Annotated in this window: 15 protein-coding genes; 13 read left to right on the top strand and 2 right to left on the bottom strand. The window is 69.6% G+C overall.

What is annotated here, in order from left to right:
- Positions 1-215: YraN family protein (locus ACLJK8_RS12890; protein ID WP_413150685.1), on the bottom strand; the 215-nt coding region annotated here is incomplete at its 3' end.
- Between the two features lie 35 nt (positions 216-250).
- The gene (gene rsmI, locus ACLJK8_RS12895; protein ID WP_413150729.1) at positions 251-1144 is read right to left on the bottom strand and encodes a 16S rRNA (cytidine(1402)-2'-O)-methyltransferase; all 894 of its coding nucleotides are present in this window, start codon (positions 1142-1144) and stop codon (positions 251-253) included.
- Positions 1145-1244: 100 nt separating this feature from the next.
- Here rsmI and ACLJK8_RS12900 point away from each other — a divergent pair, with 100 nt between their 5' ends.
- From ACLJK8_RS12900 to ACLJK8_RS12960, 13 genes are all read left to right on the top strand, one after another.
- The gene (locus ACLJK8_RS12900; RefSeq protein WP_413150686.1) at positions 1245-2441 is read left to right on the top strand and encodes a penicillin-binding protein activator; all 1197 of its coding nucleotides are present in this window, start codon (positions 1245-1247) and stop codon (positions 2439-2441) included.
- Positions 2422-5223 (top strand): [protein-PII] uridylyltransferase, encoded by a 2802-nt coding sequence (locus ACLJK8_RS12905; RefSeq protein ID WP_413150687.1) that lies wholly within the window; start codon positions 2422-2424, stop codon positions 5221-5223. The genes ACLJK8_RS12900 and ACLJK8_RS12905 overlap by 20 nt, the downstream gene beginning before the upstream one ends.
- Positions 5220-6830 carry a murein biosynthesis integral membrane protein MurJ gene (murJ, locus tag ACLJK8_RS12910; protein ID WP_413150688.1) on the top strand — a complete coding sequence of 537 codons (1611 nt, stop codon included), beginning with the start codon at positions 5220-5222 and terminating at the stop codon, positions 6828-6830. The genes ACLJK8_RS12905 and murJ overlap by 4 nt, the downstream gene beginning before the upstream one ends.
- A 60-nt stretch (positions 6831-6890) precedes the next feature.
- On the top strand, positions 6891-7916 hold the full coding sequence (gene trpS, locus ACLJK8_RS12915; protein WP_413150689.1) for a tryptophan--tRNA ligase: 1026 nt from the start codon (positions 6891-6893) through the stop codon (positions 7914-7916).
- Between the two features lie 719 nt (positions 7917-8635).
- A complete protein-coding gene (locus ACLJK8_RS12920; protein ID WP_413150690.1) occupies positions 8636-9091 on the top strand; it encodes a universal stress protein in 456 nt (151 codons plus the stop codon).
- A gap of 146 nt (positions 9092-9237) precedes the next feature.
- Entirely contained in the window at positions 9238-9798 is a 561-nt protein-coding gene (locus ACLJK8_RS12925; protein WP_413150691.1) for a NifU family protein, read from the top strand.
- Positions 9788-10465: a tRNA (adenosine(37)-N6)-threonylcarbamoyltransferase complex dimerization subunit type 1 TsaB gene (gene tsaB / locus ACLJK8_RS12930; protein WP_413150692.1), complete on the top strand. Its 678-nt coding sequence runs from the start codon at positions 9788-9790 to the stop codon at positions 10463-10465. The genes ACLJK8_RS12925 and tsaB overlap by 11 nt, the downstream gene beginning before the upstream one ends.
- Positions 10455-10907, top strand: a complete 453-nt coding sequence (locus tag ACLJK8_RS12935) for a GNAT family N-acetyltransferase (RefSeq protein ID WP_413150693.1) — start codon at positions 10455-10457, stop codon at positions 10905-10907. The genes tsaB and ACLJK8_RS12935 overlap by 11 nt, the downstream gene beginning before the upstream one ends.
- 124 nt (positions 10908-11031) lie before the next feature.
- Positions 11032-12033, top strand: a complete 1002-nt coding sequence (locus ACLJK8_RS12940; protein ID WP_413150694.1) for a BMP family lipoprotein — start codon at positions 11032-11034, stop codon at positions 12031-12033.
- 11 nt (positions 12034-12044) lie between these two features.
- Complete coding sequence (locus ACLJK8_RS12945; RefSeq protein ID WP_413150695.1) at positions 12045-13601, top strand: ABC transporter ATP-binding protein; 1557 nt, start codon at positions 12045-12047, stop codon at positions 13599-13601.
- Entirely contained in the window at positions 13598-14701 is a 1104-nt protein-coding gene (locus ACLJK8_RS12950; protein WP_413150696.1) for an ABC transporter permease, read from the top strand. The genes ACLJK8_RS12945 and ACLJK8_RS12950 overlap by 4 nt, the downstream gene beginning before the upstream one ends.
- The gene (locus ACLJK8_RS12955; RefSeq protein WP_413150697.1) at positions 14701-15666 is read left to right on the top strand and encodes an ABC transporter permease; all 966 of its coding nucleotides are present in this window, start codon (positions 14701-14703) and stop codon (positions 15664-15666) included. The genes ACLJK8_RS12950 and ACLJK8_RS12955 overlap by 1 nt, the downstream gene beginning before the upstream one ends.
- Complete coding sequence (locus ACLJK8_RS12960; RefSeq protein ID WP_413150698.1) at positions 15666-16463, top strand: purine-nucleoside phosphorylase; 798 nt, start codon at positions 15666-15668, stop codon at positions 16461-16463. The genes ACLJK8_RS12955 and ACLJK8_RS12960 overlap by 1 nt, the downstream gene beginning before the upstream one ends.
- The last annotated feature ends 16 nt before the right edge of the window (positions 16464-16479 follow it).

The following is a 16479-nucleotide window of genomic DNA, read 5'->3' on the forward strand; positions in this document are numbered from 1 at the left end:
AGGGCCGCGGCGGCGCGCCGCCGCCGGGCTTTCACTTCCACGAAGACGGTCTCGCCGCCCAGTTCCACCACGAGATCGATCTCGCCGCCCGGGCAGCGCCAGCGGCGGGCAGCGATCCGCCCGCCGAGGTCGAGATAGAGCCGCTCCGCGATTTCCTCCGCCGCGCGTCCAGCGAGGCCCGCGGCGCGGCCTTCGGCGGAGCGTCTGGCGGCCATGCCTCCCGCTGCACCTGTCGCCCGGGCCGGGCGGCTCACTCCGCCCGCTCCAGCGCGCGGGCATAGACCACCCGCCTGGGCAGGCCGAGGGCGCGGGCAACCTCCGCCGCCGCGTCCCGGACCGAGAGCCGTTCGAGCGCGGCGTCGAGCGCGGCGTCGAGCGCGGCCTCGCCGATCTCCTCGGCGACCGGGGGGCCGACCACGACGACGATCTCGCCCTTCGGCTCCGGCTCGGCCGCGTAGGCGCCGGCGAGATCGGACAGGCTTCCGCGCCGGGTTTCCTCGAACCGCTTGGTCAGTTCGCGGCAGATCGCTGCCGGACGCGCGCCGCCCAGCGCCTCGGCCATATCCGCCAGCGACCCGGCGAGCCTGCGGGGCGATTCATAGAAGACCAGCGTCGCCGGCACCGCCGCCACCTCGCCGAGGAAACGGACCCGCGCGGCGTGTTTCGGCGGCGGGAACCCCGCGAAGAGGAACCGGTCGGTCGGCAGCCCGGCGACGCTCAGCGCCGCCAGGACCGCCGAGGCCCCGGGCGCGGCATGGACCGGATACCCCGCCGCGATCGCCTCCACCGCGAGACGATAACCCGGATCGGCGACGAGCGGCGTGCCCGCGTCCGAGACCAGCGCGACCGAGCGGCCCTCGGCGAGCGCCGCGAGCAGGCGGGGCCTCTGCGCCGCGCCGTTGTGATCGTGATAGGGAACGAGGCTTCGCGGATCGCGGCGCAGGCCGTGGATGTCGAGCAGGTGCCGGGTCCGGCGCGTGTCCTCCGCCGCGAGCAGATCGGCGGAACCGAGAATATCGAGCGCGCGCAACGTGATGTCCCGCGCGGTGCCGATCGGCGTCGCGACGAGGTAGAGGCCGGGCGCGAGGCCGCCCGGCGCCGCGGCGTCCGGGTCCACGCGCGGTTTCGCCTCCCCCGTTTCCATGATCCGATCGGCCAATCCGGTTTACTTCAAGGGGCCTTGACCCTAGCTTGGGGAGCCGGCCACCGGTAGAGTTCGCACGAATAGGTCACGACGGGGAACCATGCTGTCAACACGTATTTCACGGGGCGGGTTCAGCCTCCGAAACCTCGCGGGCGCGGCGGCGCTGGCCCTCGTCGCCGCCTGCGCTCCAAGGCAGCCGATCGCGACCGGAGAGCCCGGGATCAGCGTGGACCCGAACCAGATCGTCAAGGTCGCCCTGCTGGCGCCGCTCGGCTCCGGCGATCCGGGCAGGGAACGGATCGGCACGAATCTCGTCAACGCGGCGCAACTCGCCCAGGCCGACCTCACAAACGCCGATATCGACCTCGTCGTCTACCCGGACGCCGGCACCTCCTCCGGCGGGGCCAGCGCGGCCCAGCAGGCGATCGACGAGGGCGCGCAGATCATCCTCGGCCCGCTGTTCTCGACGGCCACGGCCGGCGCCGAGCCGGTCGCGCGCGCCGCCGGGCTGACGGTGCTCAGCCTCTCGAACAATCCCGACGTGGCGGGCGGCAACGTCTATATCCTCGGCAATACCTTCGCCAATTCCGCCGACCAGATCGTCGCCTTCGCGCAGTCGCGCGGGCTGAACAGCTTCGGCGTGGTCTACCCGAGCGGGATCGAGGGCGATGCCGCGCGGGCCGCGGCCGAGGTGGCGATCCAGCGCCGGGGCGGGGTTCTCGTCGCCTCTCAGCCCTACAATCTCTCGGTGGAGAGCATCAACTCGGCGGCGCCGGCGGCCGCCGAGCAGCTGCGGCGCGCGGGCGCGAACGCCGTCATCCTGACCGACGGTCCGACCGGCGGCCTCGGGCTGATGGCGAAGGGGCTCCGCGACGGCGGGCTGCCGCAGGACGCGGCGCAGTTCCTCGGGATGCAGCGCTGGGACGTCTCGGCCGAGGCGGTCAGCGATCCGGCGCTGCAGGGCGGCGCCTTCGTGGCGCCCGATCCGAGCTATGCCGGCGCCTTCGTCGGCCGCTACCAGTCCGCCTATGGCGAGGTCCCGCATGAGCTCGCGAGCCTCGCCTTCGATGGCGTGGCGGCGATCGGCGCGCTGATCTCCGAGGCCCGGAACCAGGGCGGCGAGCCGTTCGATCCTGCCAGGGTGACGCAGATGTCGGGCTTCGCCGGCGCCTCCGGGCCCTTCCGCCTGCTGCCGGACGGCACGATCCAGCGCAATCTGGCGATCATGACGGTGCAGAACGGGGTCGCCAGCGTGGCTCAGGGCGCGGCGAGGTCCTTTGACACTGTCGGTTACTGACCGGCGGGTCGCCCCGCCGCCGCCCCCTGACTGGGCCGGGCTGATCGGCACGCCGGGCGCGATCATCGATACCGAGGCCGTGCACGCCGCGATCAGCCAGGCGGCGCTCGGCGCCGGCGACCGGGGAGCGATCCGGGGCGCCGCGATGCCGATCCTGCGCGCGGCCTACCAGGCCGGCCGCGCGACGATCGCGGCCGAGGTCGCGGCGCGGCCGCGCGAGGCGCATCGCGCGACGCGCGACTATGCCTGGCTCATGGATCAGATCGTCCTCCTGACCTTCGAACTCGCGACCACCTGGCTCCACCCCAACCCCAACCCGACCTCGGCCGAGCGTGTCGCGCTTCTCGCGGTCGGCGGCTACGGCCGGGCCGAACTCGCACCCTTCTCGGATGTCGATCTCCTCTTCGTCACGCCCTACAAGCAGACCGCCTGGGGTGAGAGCATGATCGAGAGCATGCTCTACTGCCTCTGGGATCTGCGGCTGAAGGTCGGGCATTCGGCGCGAACGATCGAGGATTGCCTCCGGCTCGCGAAGAGCGATGTCACGATCCGCACCAGCCTGCTGGAGCAGCGCTTTCTCGTCGGGGAGCAGCAGCTCGCGACCGAGCTTTCGGACCGACTCTGGTCCGAGCTGTTCCAGCGGACGGGTCCCGAGTTCGTCCAGCTCAAGCTCACCGAACGGGCCGACCGGCACAAGCGCCAGGGCGGGTCGCGCTACCTGCTGGAACCGAACGTGAAGGAGGGCAAGGGCGGCCTGCGCGACCTGCAGACGCTGTTCTGGATCGCCAAATACCTGAACCGCGCCCAGACGCCGGGCGAACTCGTCAAGGTCGGCGCCTTCACACCCGCCGAATACCGCGTCTTCGCCGACGCCGCGGATTTCCTGTGGATGACGCGGGTCCACATGCATCTGCTCGCCAACCGGGCTGTCGAGCAGCTCACCTTCGACGCCCAGGTCGAGATCGCCTCGCTCCTCGGCTATCACGCGACCGACGGCCAGCGCGCGGTCGAGCGGTTCATGCACGACTACTTCCGCCATGCGAAATCGGTGGGCGACCTCACCCGCATCTTCCTCGCGGTTCTGGAAGCGCGCCATGTGAAGCCGCGCCCGAGCATCCGGTCGATGAGCCGCGTCTTCACCTTCGGTCGCGAGGCTGCCCGGCAGGGCTATCGCCTTCGCAACGGCAGGCTCGACCTCATCGACTACGACGCCTTCCTCGAGAAACCGGTCAACATCTTCCGGCTGTTCCACGAGGAGATGACGACCGGGATACCGATCCATCCCGACGCGCTGCGCCTCGTTTCCGCGAACATCCGGCTGATCGACGACCAGGCGCGCAAGGACCCGGAGGCGAACCGGATCTTCCTCTCGCTGCTTCTCGGCCGCGATCCGGAGCGGACGCTGCGGCTCATGAACGAATGCGGCGTGCTCGGGGCCTTCATGCCGGAATTCGGCCGCGTCGTCTCGATGATGCAGTTCAACATGTACCACCACTACACGGTGGACGAGCATACGATCCAGACGATCGCCACGCTGAGCAAGATCGAGGCCGGCGAATACGCCGAGGCCCTGCCGACGTCGAGCCAGATCATGAGCGCCAGCGTAAACCGCCGGGTGCTCTATGTCGCGCTCCTGCTGCACGATATCGGCAAGGGCTCGGGCCGGGACCATTCCGACTACGGCGCCGAGATCGCGCTCGAAGTCTGCCCGCGCCTCGGCTTCGACGAATCCGACACCGAGCTCGTCTCCTGGCTGGTCGCCAACCACCTCGTCATGTCCGACGTGGCGCAGAAGCGCGATCTGGCCGAACCCCGAACGGTGCGCGACTTCGCCAAGATCGTGAAGACCCCGACGCGGCTGAGGCTGCTCACGGTCCTGACGGTCTGCGACATCATCGGCGTCGGTCCCGGGGTCTGGAACAACTGGAAGGCCGTGCTGTTGCGCGCGCTCTATCAGAACACGATGGAATATCTGACCGGCGGTGGACAGGCGGCCGGGCGCGGCGACCGGGAGATCGCCGCCAAGGAGGCGCTGGCGGCCGCCCTCTCCGACTGGCCGGAGGCGGAGGTCGAGGCCGAGATGGCGCGGCACTATCCGCCCTACTGGATCGGGCTCGACACCGGAACACATGCGATCTTCGCCGAGCTCGTCCGCTCCATGCCCGAGGGCGCGCCCGCGATGCGGATCGAGCTCGATGCCTCGCGCGACGCGACCGAGGCCTGTTTCGCGATGCCGGACCATCCGGGCATCTTCGCCCGCCTCGCAGGCGCGCTGGCGCTCGCCGGCGCCAATCTCGTCGATGCGCGGACCTATACCTCCAAGGACGGGATCGCGACGGCCGCCTTCTGGATACAGGACAACGACGGGCGCCCCTATGAGCGGGCCCGCCTCAACCGGCTGCGCGACAGCGTCTCGCGAATTCTCGCCGGCAAGGTCAGCGCGGGCAGCGCGCTCAAGGACCGCGACCAGGTGAAGAAGCGCCAGCGCGACTTCATCGTTCCGACCCGCATCCGGTTCGACAACATCGGCTCCGACCTCTATACGATCATCGAAGTCGAGACGCGCGACCGTCCGGGGCTCCTGCATGACCTCGCGCGCACGCTGACGGCCAACAACATCTCGATCGCCTCGGCGATCATCGCGACCTACGGCGAGCAGGCGGTGGACGTGTTCTACGTCAAGGATCTCTTCGGGCTGAAACTGCACGCCGAGAGCCGGCGGCGGGCGCTCGAGAACCGGCTGCGCGCCGCGATCGCGCCGCATTCCGGACCCGAACGTTGAACCCAATCCGCCTGCTGCCCGCCTTTCTCTCGGTCGGTTCCTGGACGATGCTGAGCCGCGTGCTCGGCCTCGTCCGCGACGTGCTGATGGCCGCCATCCTCGGCACCGGCCCCGTCGCCCAGGCCTTCCTGATCGCCTTCACGCTGCCGAACATGTGCCGCCGCTTCTTCGGCGAAGGCGCCTTCAACCTCGCCTTCGTGCCGATGTTCGCCAAGCGCGTGCAGACCGGGGAGGACCCGCGCGGCTTCGCGGAGGACGCCTTCTCGGGCCTCGGCTCGGTCCTGATCGCCTTCTCGATCCTCGGCCATCTCGTCATGCCCTGGCTCGTCTATGCGATGGCCTCGGGCTTCGCGGGCGACGAGCGGTTCGATCTCGCGGTGATCTACGGACGCATCGCCTTCCCCTATATCCTCTTCATCTCGCTGACCGCGTTGCTCTCGGGCGTGCTGAACTCGCTCGGCCGGTTCGCCGTCGCCGCCGCGGCCCCGGTCCTGATGAACCTGATCATGATCGCCTTCCTGATCATCGGTGCGCGGGGCAACCTCGATGTCGGGCTCTGGCAGAGCTGGTCGGTTCCCATCGCGGGCATCGCGCAGCTCTGGCTCTGCTGGTGGGCCTGCGACCGGGCGGGAATGCGGATCAGGCCGCGCTTGCCGCGTCTCACGCCCGAGTTGCGCCGGCTCGCCGTCGTCGCGACCCCGGCGGTTCTCGCGGGGGGCGTGGTGCAGATCAACCTGCTCGTGGGCCGGCAGGTCGGCTCCTTCTTCGATGGCGCGGTCGCCTGGCTCTCCTACGCCGACAGGCTCTATCAGCTGCCGCTCGGCGTGGTCGGCGCCGCGATCAGCGTCGTGCTGCTGCCCGATCTTTCACGCCGGCTGCACGCGGGCGACACGCAGGGCGGGCAGGACGCGCTGAACCGCGGCGCGGAATTCACGCTCGCGCTGACCCTGCCCGCCGCCGTCGCACTCGTGACGATCCCCGGACCGCTCGTCTCGGTTCTCTTCGAGCGCGGCGCCTTCGGCCCGGCAGACACCGCCGCCACCGCCGTCGCGGTCGCGATCTACGGCGCGGGACTGCCGGCCTTCGTGATGCAGAAGGTGCTGTCGCCGCTCTACTACGCGCGCGAGGACACGCGCTCGCCCTTCCGCTTCGCCGTCCATGCGATGATCGTGAACGTCGTCGTCGCCCTCGGGCTCGCGCCGGTTCTCGGCTTCGAGGCGGCGGCGCTCGGCACCACGGTCGCCGGCTGGACGATGTTCTGGCAGCTCTGGCGCGGCACCCGGAAGATGGACGGATCGGCCCGCGCGGACGCCCGGCTGCGCCGATCCGCGCCCCGGATCATCGTCGCCTCGCTCGTCATGGGCGCGGTGCTCGTCGTGGTGGCGCATCTCACGCGCGACTGGCTCGCGACCGATCTCGTCCGCTACCCGGCGCTCGCGCTGCTGGTCGCGGTCGGCATGGTGACCTACGCGCTGGGCATCCTCGCGACCGGGGCGATGTCGCTCTCGGACCTGCGCGGCGCAATGCGGCGCGGGGGCGCGAAACCGGCCACGCCCGCGTCCGGCTCCCCCGAGCCTCCGGCTGGACCCGACGGTGGCGCCGGTTGACGCGGGCGGGACGCGGGGCGATAACCCCGCGCGTTCAACGAAGCTCCCGGAGTTCCCCCCATGTCCGACGCGGCCCCTCGCACTCCGCGCGTCTTTTCCGGCATCCAGCCCTCGGGCAACCTGACGCTCGGCAACTACCTCGGGGCGCTCCGCCGCTTCGTCGAGAGCCAGGAGCGCGGTGTCGACTCGGTCTATTGCGTCGTGGACATGCACGCGATCACGGTCTGGCAGGAGCCGGAGAAGCTGCGCGGGACGATCCGCGAGCTCGCCGCGGCCTTCATAGCGAGCGGCATCGACCCGGAACGCTCGATCCTCTTCAACCAGAGCCAGGTCTCCGGGCACGCGGAGCTTGCCTGGATCTTCAACTGCGTCGCCCGGATCGGCTGGATGTACCGGATGACCCAGTTCAAGGACAAGGCGGGCAAGAACACCGAGAATTCCTCGCTCGGCCTGCTCGCCTATCCCTCGCTGATGGCCGCCGACATCCTGCTCTATCACGCGACGCATGTGCCGGTCGGCGAGGACCAGAAGCAGCATATCGAGCTCACCCGCGACATCGCGGCGAAGTTCAACCATGACTACGGCGTCGATTTCTTCCCCATGCCGGAGCCGGTGATCGAGGGCACGGCCACGCGGGTGATGAGCCTGCGCGACGGCACGAAGAAGATGTCGAAATCCGATCCCTCGGACCAGAGCCGGATCAACATGACCGACGACGCCGACACGATCGCCGCGAAGATCCGCAAGGCCCGCACCGATCCCGAGCCGCTGCCCGAGACCTGGGAGGGTCTCGCCGAGCGGCCGGAGGCGCGCAACCTCGTCAATATCTACGCCGCGCTCTCGGGCGAGACGCGAGAGGCGGTGATGGCGCAATTCGCGGGCAAGGCCTTCTCGGTCTTCAAACCCGCGCTCGCCGAGGTCGTGGTCGCCCGGCTCGCGCCGATCAGCGGGCGGATGCGCGACCTGCTCGCCGATCCGGCGGAGATCGACCGCATCCTCGGCCGGGGCGCCGAACGGGCGGCGGAGATCGCGGACCCGATTCTCGCGCGGGCCAAGGAGATCGTCGGGTTCGTGCAGAGCCGCTGACGCGGATGCGGGGAGGCCAGATGGGCGAGCCGTTCGGGCGTTGCTGGCTTCCCGCACGCACTCGACGGATCAACCGTGCGCCGTTCTCCCCGACAGCATGAAAACCAGAAGGTAGAGGCTGCGCGCAGCGCGCAGCCGGATCGCCGTCGCTAACGGGTGATTTCGACATGACGCCGGAGCCCATCGCAAATCCGGATGCAATCCTCATGCGGGCCACGTCTCCACGAGGACAGGATGAGACCGGCCATATCAAGGCCAGGCTACGGGACGGGGCCCGATGTCGCAGAGATGTCGATGAGAAAGCACCCCGCCGCGAAAGATTTCGATAGCATCGCTGCCACCCTGCTCTCCAACGCCCGAAGCGACGGCGGGGATGACATCAAGATATGTCGTGGGAGGTGCCTTTCAAGCGGAGTTTCGCGCCCGGCGCCGCGGCGCCGCCGGGCATCGGGCGTTCCCGCGCCCACTCGGCCCGGCTCCGGTCCGCGATCCGCTCCACGATGCCGTTCGTCCTCGGGCGACTGATTGACGCGGCCGATGTCTGAGGGGATCGGGGCTCCTCGGGCCCGGCGGTGGCGCGGCCCACGAGTGCAGCCTCCGTTTTCGCCCATGACTGAGCCGCGCGGCTCGGGCGGGGAGCCCGAAGCGCCAGCGAATCTGCATTGCGCCCTGCCATTCCTTCGCCGATCATCCGCCCGCCCTTTCCGCCCGGAGCCGCGATGCGCAAGTTCCTGATCATTCTCGACGACACGCCCGAGATGCTGAACGCGATCCGTTACGCGGCGATCCGCGCCTCGAAGACGGGCGGGGCGATCGAGATGCTGGGCGTCATCTCGGCCGAGGACTTCCAGCCCTTCATGGGTGTCGCCGATGTCATGCGCGCGGAGGCGCGCGAGAAGCTCGAGGCGCATTTCCAGATCTTCAAGAGCCGGCTCGAGAAGCGCGAGGGCCTGACGCCGACGCTGGTGATTCGCGAGGGCGAAAGGATCGACGCGATCATCGAGCACATCAGGTCGGACCCCGAGATCGGGGTTCTGGTGCTCGGCGCGGGAACCGAGAAGGGACCGGGGCCGCTCGTGGCGGCGCTGACGGGGCGGCGGATGAACGAACTGCACGTACCGATCACCATCGTTCCGGGCGGGATGACCAAGGAGGAGATCACCGCCGTCAGTTGACCCTGCGGCCCGGTCCCCACGCAAGCGCAGGTTTCCACGCAAGCCCCGAGGCGAGCCTTCCCGACTTAGAAAGATTCCAGAATATTCTTGACTTGATCACTCGGGAGGTCCACCTAACCGGCCAAGAGACCGGAGGTGCTCCGACGATGTTCATCCAGACTGAATCCACTCCGAACCCGGCGACGCTGAAGTTCCTGCCCGGACGGCCCGTGCTCGGCGCCGGAACCGCCGATTTTCCGACCGAGGAAGCCGCCGCCGCCTCGCCCCTCGCGCGCCGTGTCTTCGGCGCGGGCGGCGTCGCGGGCGTGTTCTTCGGGCCGGATTTCGTCACCGTGACCAAGGCCGAAGACGCCGACTGGGCCCATATCAAGCCCGGCATCCTCGGCGCGATCATGGAACATTACCAGTCCGGCGAGCCGGTGATGAATGGCGAGGCGGGCGCCGTGGGCCATGCCGAGCATGACGGGCCCGACGAGGCGATCGTGAGCCAGATCAAGGAACTGCTCGATACCCGCGTCCGCCCCGCCGTGGCGCAGGATGGCGGCGACATCACCTTCCATGGCTTCGAGCGCGGTGTCGTCTATCTGCACATGCAGGGCGCCTGCGCCGGCTGCCCGTCCTCGACGATGACGCTGAAGATGGGGATCGAGAATCTGCTCCGCCACTATATCCCGGAGGTGACGGAGGTGCGGCCGGTTGCCGGCTGATCCGCTCGTCCTGGCATTCGACACGGCGGCCGCGCATTGCGCGGCCGCTTTGGTTCAGGGCGCCGCCCTGCGCGGGAGCCGTGTCGAGCCGATGGCGCGCGGGCAGGCCGAGCGGCTGGTGCCGCTCCTGGCCGAACTGCTCGCGGAGGCCGGCGCGGACTGGGGCGATCTCGGCCTGATCGCGGTCGGCACCGGGCCGGGCAACTTCACCGGCCTCCGCATCGGAGTCGCCGCGGCGCGCGGGCTGGCACTCGGCCGGGGCATCCCGGCGATCGGCGTCAGCCTCTTCGAGACGCTCGCGCACGGCCATGCCGGGCCTGCGCTGGTCACGCTGGACGACCGCCGCGGCGGGCTTTTCGCGCAATCGCTCCGCGACGGACGGCCCGCCGGGCCGGCCGTCGAGACGTGGCCGGGCCGGCTCGCCGCCGATCTAGGCGCCATGCGCCCCGGCACGGTCTGCCTCGGGCATCGCGCGGCGGAAGTCGCGGCCGAGCTTGGCGCGCGGGCGGGCGCGGAGGCGGTCATGGCCGATCCGGTCGCGCTCGCCCGCGCCGCTTCACGGCTCCACGCGGACGGGGTGACGGCCCGCCCCGCGCCGCTCTATCTCCGCCGCGCCGACGCCGCGCCGCCTTCCGAGGCGCCAGCCGTGATCCTCGATGACGCCTGAGGCGCTCGCGGCGCTGCATGCGCGCTGTTTCGACGACACGCCCGCGCCCTGGTCGGCGCGGGCCTTCTCGCTCCTGCTGGCGCTTCCCGGCGCGCGGCTCGTCACCCGGCCGGGCGGATTCGCCATCGCCCAGATCGCGGGACCCGAGTCGGAGCTTCTGACCATCGCGGTCGAGCCCGGCGAACGCCGGCGCGGTCATGGGCGGGACCTGCTCGTGAGCCTCATGACATCGCTGGAGACCGAGGGCGCGCGGGAGATCTTCCTGGAAGTCGCCGAGACGAACCTGCCCGCCCGCGCGCTCTACGCCGCGCTCGGCTTCACCGAGCGGGGGCGGCGCCCGCGCTATTACCGCCGCCGGGAAGCCCCGCCGATCGACGCGCTGGTGCTCGCGAAGGATCTCGGAGAGCCCGGAGACGCGCGGGGAACAGCGTCGCAGAAATGAATTGACCGGCTTCGCGGCTTTCGCCTTAACTCGTGGCTCAAGGCGGTTTTGCCGCCCGATCCGGCCCACCGGAACGGTTTCGGTCCGGGCGCGGTTAACGCGTTCACCAGCTGTGGAGCCCCAGATGATCAACGCAAGACCCCTCGCGCCCCTCGCAGCCCTTCTGCTCGGCGTCGTTCCAGCCATCGCCCAGGAGAGCGAACCGGCGGTGATCTTCGATCTCGGCGGCAAGTTCGACCGATCCTTCAACCAGGCCTCCTACGAGGGCGCGGAGCGGTTCAAGGCGGAGACCGGCATCGCCTACCATGAATTCGAGCTTCAGTCCGACGCCCAGCGCGAGCAGGCGCTGCGCCGCTTCTCCGAACAGGGATACAACCCCATCGTCGTCGCCGGCTTCTCGAACGAATCCGCGATGAAGGCGGTCGCGCCCGACTATCCCGACACGCATTTCGTCATCATCGACGCCGTGGTGGACCTGCCGAATGTGCGTTCCGTGGTCTTCAAGGAGCAGGAGGGCTCCTATCTCGTCGGCCTGCTCGCCGCGATGGCCTCGGAGACCGGCAAGGTCGGTTTCGTCGGCGGCATGGACATCCCGCTCATCCAGAAATTCGCCTGCGGCTACGTTCAGGGCGTCAAGGCCACCAATCCCGACGCGACGGTCTTCCAGGCGATGACCGGAACGACCGGCGCGGCCTGGAACGACCCGGTTCGGGGAGGTGAGTTGGCGAAGAGCCAGATCGACCAGGGCGCGGACGTGGTCTATCACGCGGCGGGCGGCACCGGGATCGGCGTGCTCCAGGCGGCGGTGGACGCGGGCGCGCTCGGGATCGGCGTCGATTCGAACCAGAACTACCTGCATCCGGGCCACATGCTGACCTCGATGGTGAAGCGGGTCGACGTGGCGACCTATGCCGCGCTCATGGACGAGCGGAACGGCGCCTGGACGCCGGGCGTCGAGGTGCTCGGGCTCGCAGAGGATGGGGTCGGCTATGCCAGCGACGAGCACAACGCCGAGCTCCTGACCGAGGAGATGCTGGCCGCCGCCGAGGGCGCGAAGGAGAAGATCATCGCCGGCGAGATCGAGGTGCACGACTACTCGACCGACGGCGCCTGCCCGGCGCGGTGAGCGCGGCTCGCATGCGCGCCGCCGGCGATACCGGGCTTGCGATCGAACTCATCGGCATCTCGAAGAGTTTCGGACCCGTACAGGCGAACCGCGACATCGACCTCGCGGTCAGACGGGGCACGATCCACGGCATCGTCGGCGAGAACGGCGCGGGGAAATCGACCTTGATGTCGATCCTCTACGGCTTCTATCAGGCCGACGCGGGCGAGATCCGCGTCAACGGCCGGCCGAGATCGATCCCGGACAGCCGCGCGGCGATCGCGGCCGGGATCGGCATGGTGCATCAGCATTTCATGCTGGTCGAACCCTTCACCGTGCTCGAGAACATCGTGCTCGGCGCCGAGGACGGGCCCCTGCTCCGGCCGTCGCTCGCCAAGGCGCGGGACGAGCTCGGGCGGCTGGAGCGCGACTACGAGCTAGAGGTCGATCCCGACGCCGTCGTCGGCGACCTCTCGGTCGGGCTGCAGCAGCGCGTGGAGATCCTGAAGGCGCTCTATCGCCAGGCGGATATCCTGATCCTCGACGAGCCGACCGGCGTGCTGACGCCGGCCGAGGCGGATCACCTTTTCCGCATCCTCGGCGGTCTCAGGGACGAGGGCAAGACGATCATCCTGATCACCCACAAGCTTCGCGAGATCATGGCGATCACCGACGATGTGAGCGTGATGCGGCGCGGCGAGATCGTGAAGACGCTGCGAACGGGAGAGACGACGCCCGAGGAACTGGCCGAGCTCATGGTGGGCCGCCGGGTCCTGCTCAGTGTCGAGAAGGCCCCCGCCGAGCCCGGCGAAACGCTCCTGGAAGCGCGGAACCTGTCCCTCACCGATGCGCGGGGCGTGCGCCGCCTCAGGGATGTCTCGCTGAGTGTGCGCGCGGGCGAGATCCTCGGCATCGCGGGCGTGGCGGGGAACGGCCAGTCGGAGCTTCTGGAAATCCTCGCCGGAATCCGGCCGGCGACTTCGGGCGAGGTGCTGCTCCGGGGCGAACCGCTCGACATCTCGCGCGCCACGAGCGGCGCCGCGCGCCGGGAGGACGGCATGGCCCATGTGCCCGAGGACCGGCACCGCCGTGGCCTCGTCATGCCCTTCCCGGCCTGGGAGAACGCCTGCCTCGGCTATCAGGGCGAAGACCGCTTCTCGGCGGCGCTGGGGCTTCTCGACCGGGCCGCGATCCGCGACTCCTCCCGCGCCGATATCGAGCGGTTCGACATCCGCCCGCCCTCCTGCGACCTGCGGGCGGCGAGTTTCTCCGGCGGGAACCAGCAGAAGATCGTGATCGCGCGCGAGATCGGCCGTGACCCGGACGTGCTGCTCGTCGGCCAGCCGACCCGGGGCGTCGATATCGGCGCCATCGAGTTCATCCACCGCCAGATCGTGGCACTCCGCGACCGGGGCAAGGCCATCATTCTCGTCTCGGTCGAACTCGACGAGATCCGGACGCTCTCGGACCGGGTCATCGTGATGTTCGACGGCGCCATCTCCGGCGAGCGCGCCGCGGCGGAGACCGACGAGCGCGAGCTTGGCCTGCTGATGGCCGGCGTCGATCCGGGCGCGAAAGGCGCCGCGTGAAACCCGCCCTGCCCCGCTGGGCCGATCTCGCCCTCATCCCCGCCGTGAACCTCGCGCTGGCGCTGCTCGTCGGCGGGCTGGTGGTGCTCCTGATCGGCGAGAGCCCGCTGCGCGCGGTGCAACTCCTCGTCACCGGGTCGCTCGGCTCCTCCTACGGGATCGGCTTCACGCTCTATTACGCGACGACCTTCGTCTTTACCGGGCTCTCGGTCGCGGTCGCCTATCACGCCGGGCTCTTCAACATCGGCTCGGAGGGCCAGGCGCAGCTCGGCTGTCTCGGCGTCACGCTTGCCTGTCTCGCGCTCGACTGGACGCACTGGATCGTCGTGCTTCCCGTCGCGATCCTCGCCGGCGGCGCCTTCGGCGGTGCCTGGGCCTTCATTCCGGGCTACCTGCAGGCGAAGCGCGGCAGCCATATCGTCATCACGACGATCATGTTCAACTTCATCGCCTCGGCGCTCATCGTCTATCTGCTCGTCAATACGCTGAAGGTGCCCGGCTCGATGGCGCCCGAGTCGCGGACCTTCGAGGCGGGCGCGCATCTGCCGTTCTTCCACGAGATGCTGGCGGCGGTCGGGGTCAGGGTCTCGCGGACGCCGCTCAACCTCTCCGCGCTGATCGCCCTCGCCGCCGCGGCGCTGACATGGGCGCTCATCTGGCGCTCAAGGCTCGGCTACGAGATGCGCGCACTCGGCCATTCGGAGCCGGCGGCGGTCTACGCCGGCATCGACCCGGCGCGAACCATCATCGTCGCGATGATGCTCTCCGGCGCACTGGCCGGACTCATGGCGCTCAACGTCATCATGGGCTCGCAGCACCGCTTCGTGCTCGATTCGGTCGGCGGCGCGGGCTTCGTCGGCATCGCGGTCGCGCTCATGGGCCGCAACCATCCGGTCGGGATCGTGCTCGCGGCGATCCTCTTCGGCATTCTCTATCAGGGCGGCTCCGAACTCGCCTTCGAGATGCCGAATGTCAGCCGCGACATGATCGTCGTCATCCAGGCGCTGGTCATCCTCTTCGCCGGCGCGCTGGAGAACCTCGCGCGAGATCCGATCGAACGGATTTTCGCGCGGCGTGGCCGGCGAGGGAGAGCGGCGTGATGGAGTTCGACACCATCCTCCAGCTCGCGGGGTCGAGCCTGCGCCTCGCGGCGCCGCTCCTGCTCGCCTGCCTCGCCGGGCTCTATTCGGAGCGGGCGGGGATCTTCGACATCGGGCTCGAAGGCAAGATGCTCGCGGCGGCCTTCACCGCCGGGGCCTTCGCAGCGGTGACGGGCTCGGCCTGGCTCGGCCTCCTCGCAGGTGTCTGCGTCTCGGTCCTGCTCGGCCTGCTGCATGGATTCGCCTCGATCACGCTCAAGGGCAACCAGATCATCTCCAGCGTCGCGATCAATTTCCTCGCCTCCGGGCTGACGGCGCTGATCGGCCAGAACTGGTTCCAGCAGGGCGGGCTCACGCCGCAACTTTCCGGCGCGGCGCGGTTCCAGCCGATCAGCCTGCCCTTCGCCGAGGCCCTGCGCGACGTACCAGTCCTCGGCCCGGTCTACGGCGGGCTCATCTCCGGGCAGAACATCCTGCTCTATGTGGCGCTCGCCGCCGTGCCGCTCACCTGGTGGGTGCTGCACCGGACGCGTTTCGGGCTTCGGCTCCGCGCCGTGGGTGAGAATCCGGGCGCGGTCGATACCGCGGGCATCTCGGTCACGCGGCTGCGCTACGGCGCGGCGTTGATCTGCGGGCTGCTCTGCGGTATCGCCGGTGCCTATCTCTCCACCGCCATGTCGGCGGGTTTCACGCGGGAGATGACGGCCGGCAAGGGGTTCATCGCGCTCGCCGCGCTGGTCTTCGCGAAATGGCGCCCCTGGCCGGCGCTCGGCGCCTGTCTGCTCTTCGGCCTGCTCGAAGCCATCGGCATCCGCTATCAGGCGATCAGCCTGCTCGGCTGGCGGGTGCCGGTCCAGCTCATGCAGGCGCTGCCCTATATCCTGACCGTCGTCATCCTCGCCGGTTTCGTCGGCAAGGCGATCCCGCCCAGGGCGGGCGGCCGGCCCTATGTGAAGGAACGCTGATGGAGGCGATCGACATCATCCGGGAGCGCGCGGGCGCGGAGCCGGTCCGGTTCGGACTGATCCTCGGCTCGGGCCTCGGCCATCTGAGCGCGGCGGTCGAGGGCGTCGCGATCGACTACGCCGATCTGCCCGGCTTCCCTGAGACCGGAGTCTCCGGCCATAATCCGAAGCTCGTCGTGGGACTCCTGGAGGGCCAGCGCGTCGCGGTGCTGGGCGGGCGGGCGCATTACTACGAACATGGCGATCCGGCGGTCATGCGCCCGGCGCTCGAAACCCTCAAGGCGCTCGGGGCGGAGGCGCTGCTTCTCACCAACGCGGCCGGGTCGTTCCGCCCCGACATTCCCCCGGGCGATCTGATGCTGATCCGCGATCACCTCAACTTCTCCGGGCGCAACCCGCTCATCGGCGAGCCGACTGACGCGCGCTTCGTCAACATGGTGGACGCCTACGATCCCATGCTTCGAGCCGCGCTCATGCGCGCGGCCGGGGACGAGGGGATCGCGCTTGAGGATGGCGTCTATGCCTGGTACTCGGGCCCCTCCTTCGAAACCCCGGCGGAGATCCGGGCGCTCCGTATCCTCGGCGCCGACGCGGTCGGGATGTCGACGGTGCCCGAGGTGATCCTCGCGCGATTCCTCGGGATAAAGGCGGCCGCGATCTCGACCATCACCAACATGGCCGCCGGAATGAGCGACGAGAAGATCAGTCACGAACACACCAAGGCCATGGCCCCGCTTGGCGCCGCGAAGCTCGAACGCATCCTCCGCGCCTTCCTGCGCGCCTGCCCTCCACCCTGATCCCCGCCCCCCAGAT

Origin of the sequence: Amaricoccus sp. W119, from assembly GCF_047275745.1 — a bacterium.
GTDB lineage: Bacteria > Pseudomonadota > Alphaproteobacteria > Rhodobacterales > Rhodobacteraceae > Amaricoccus.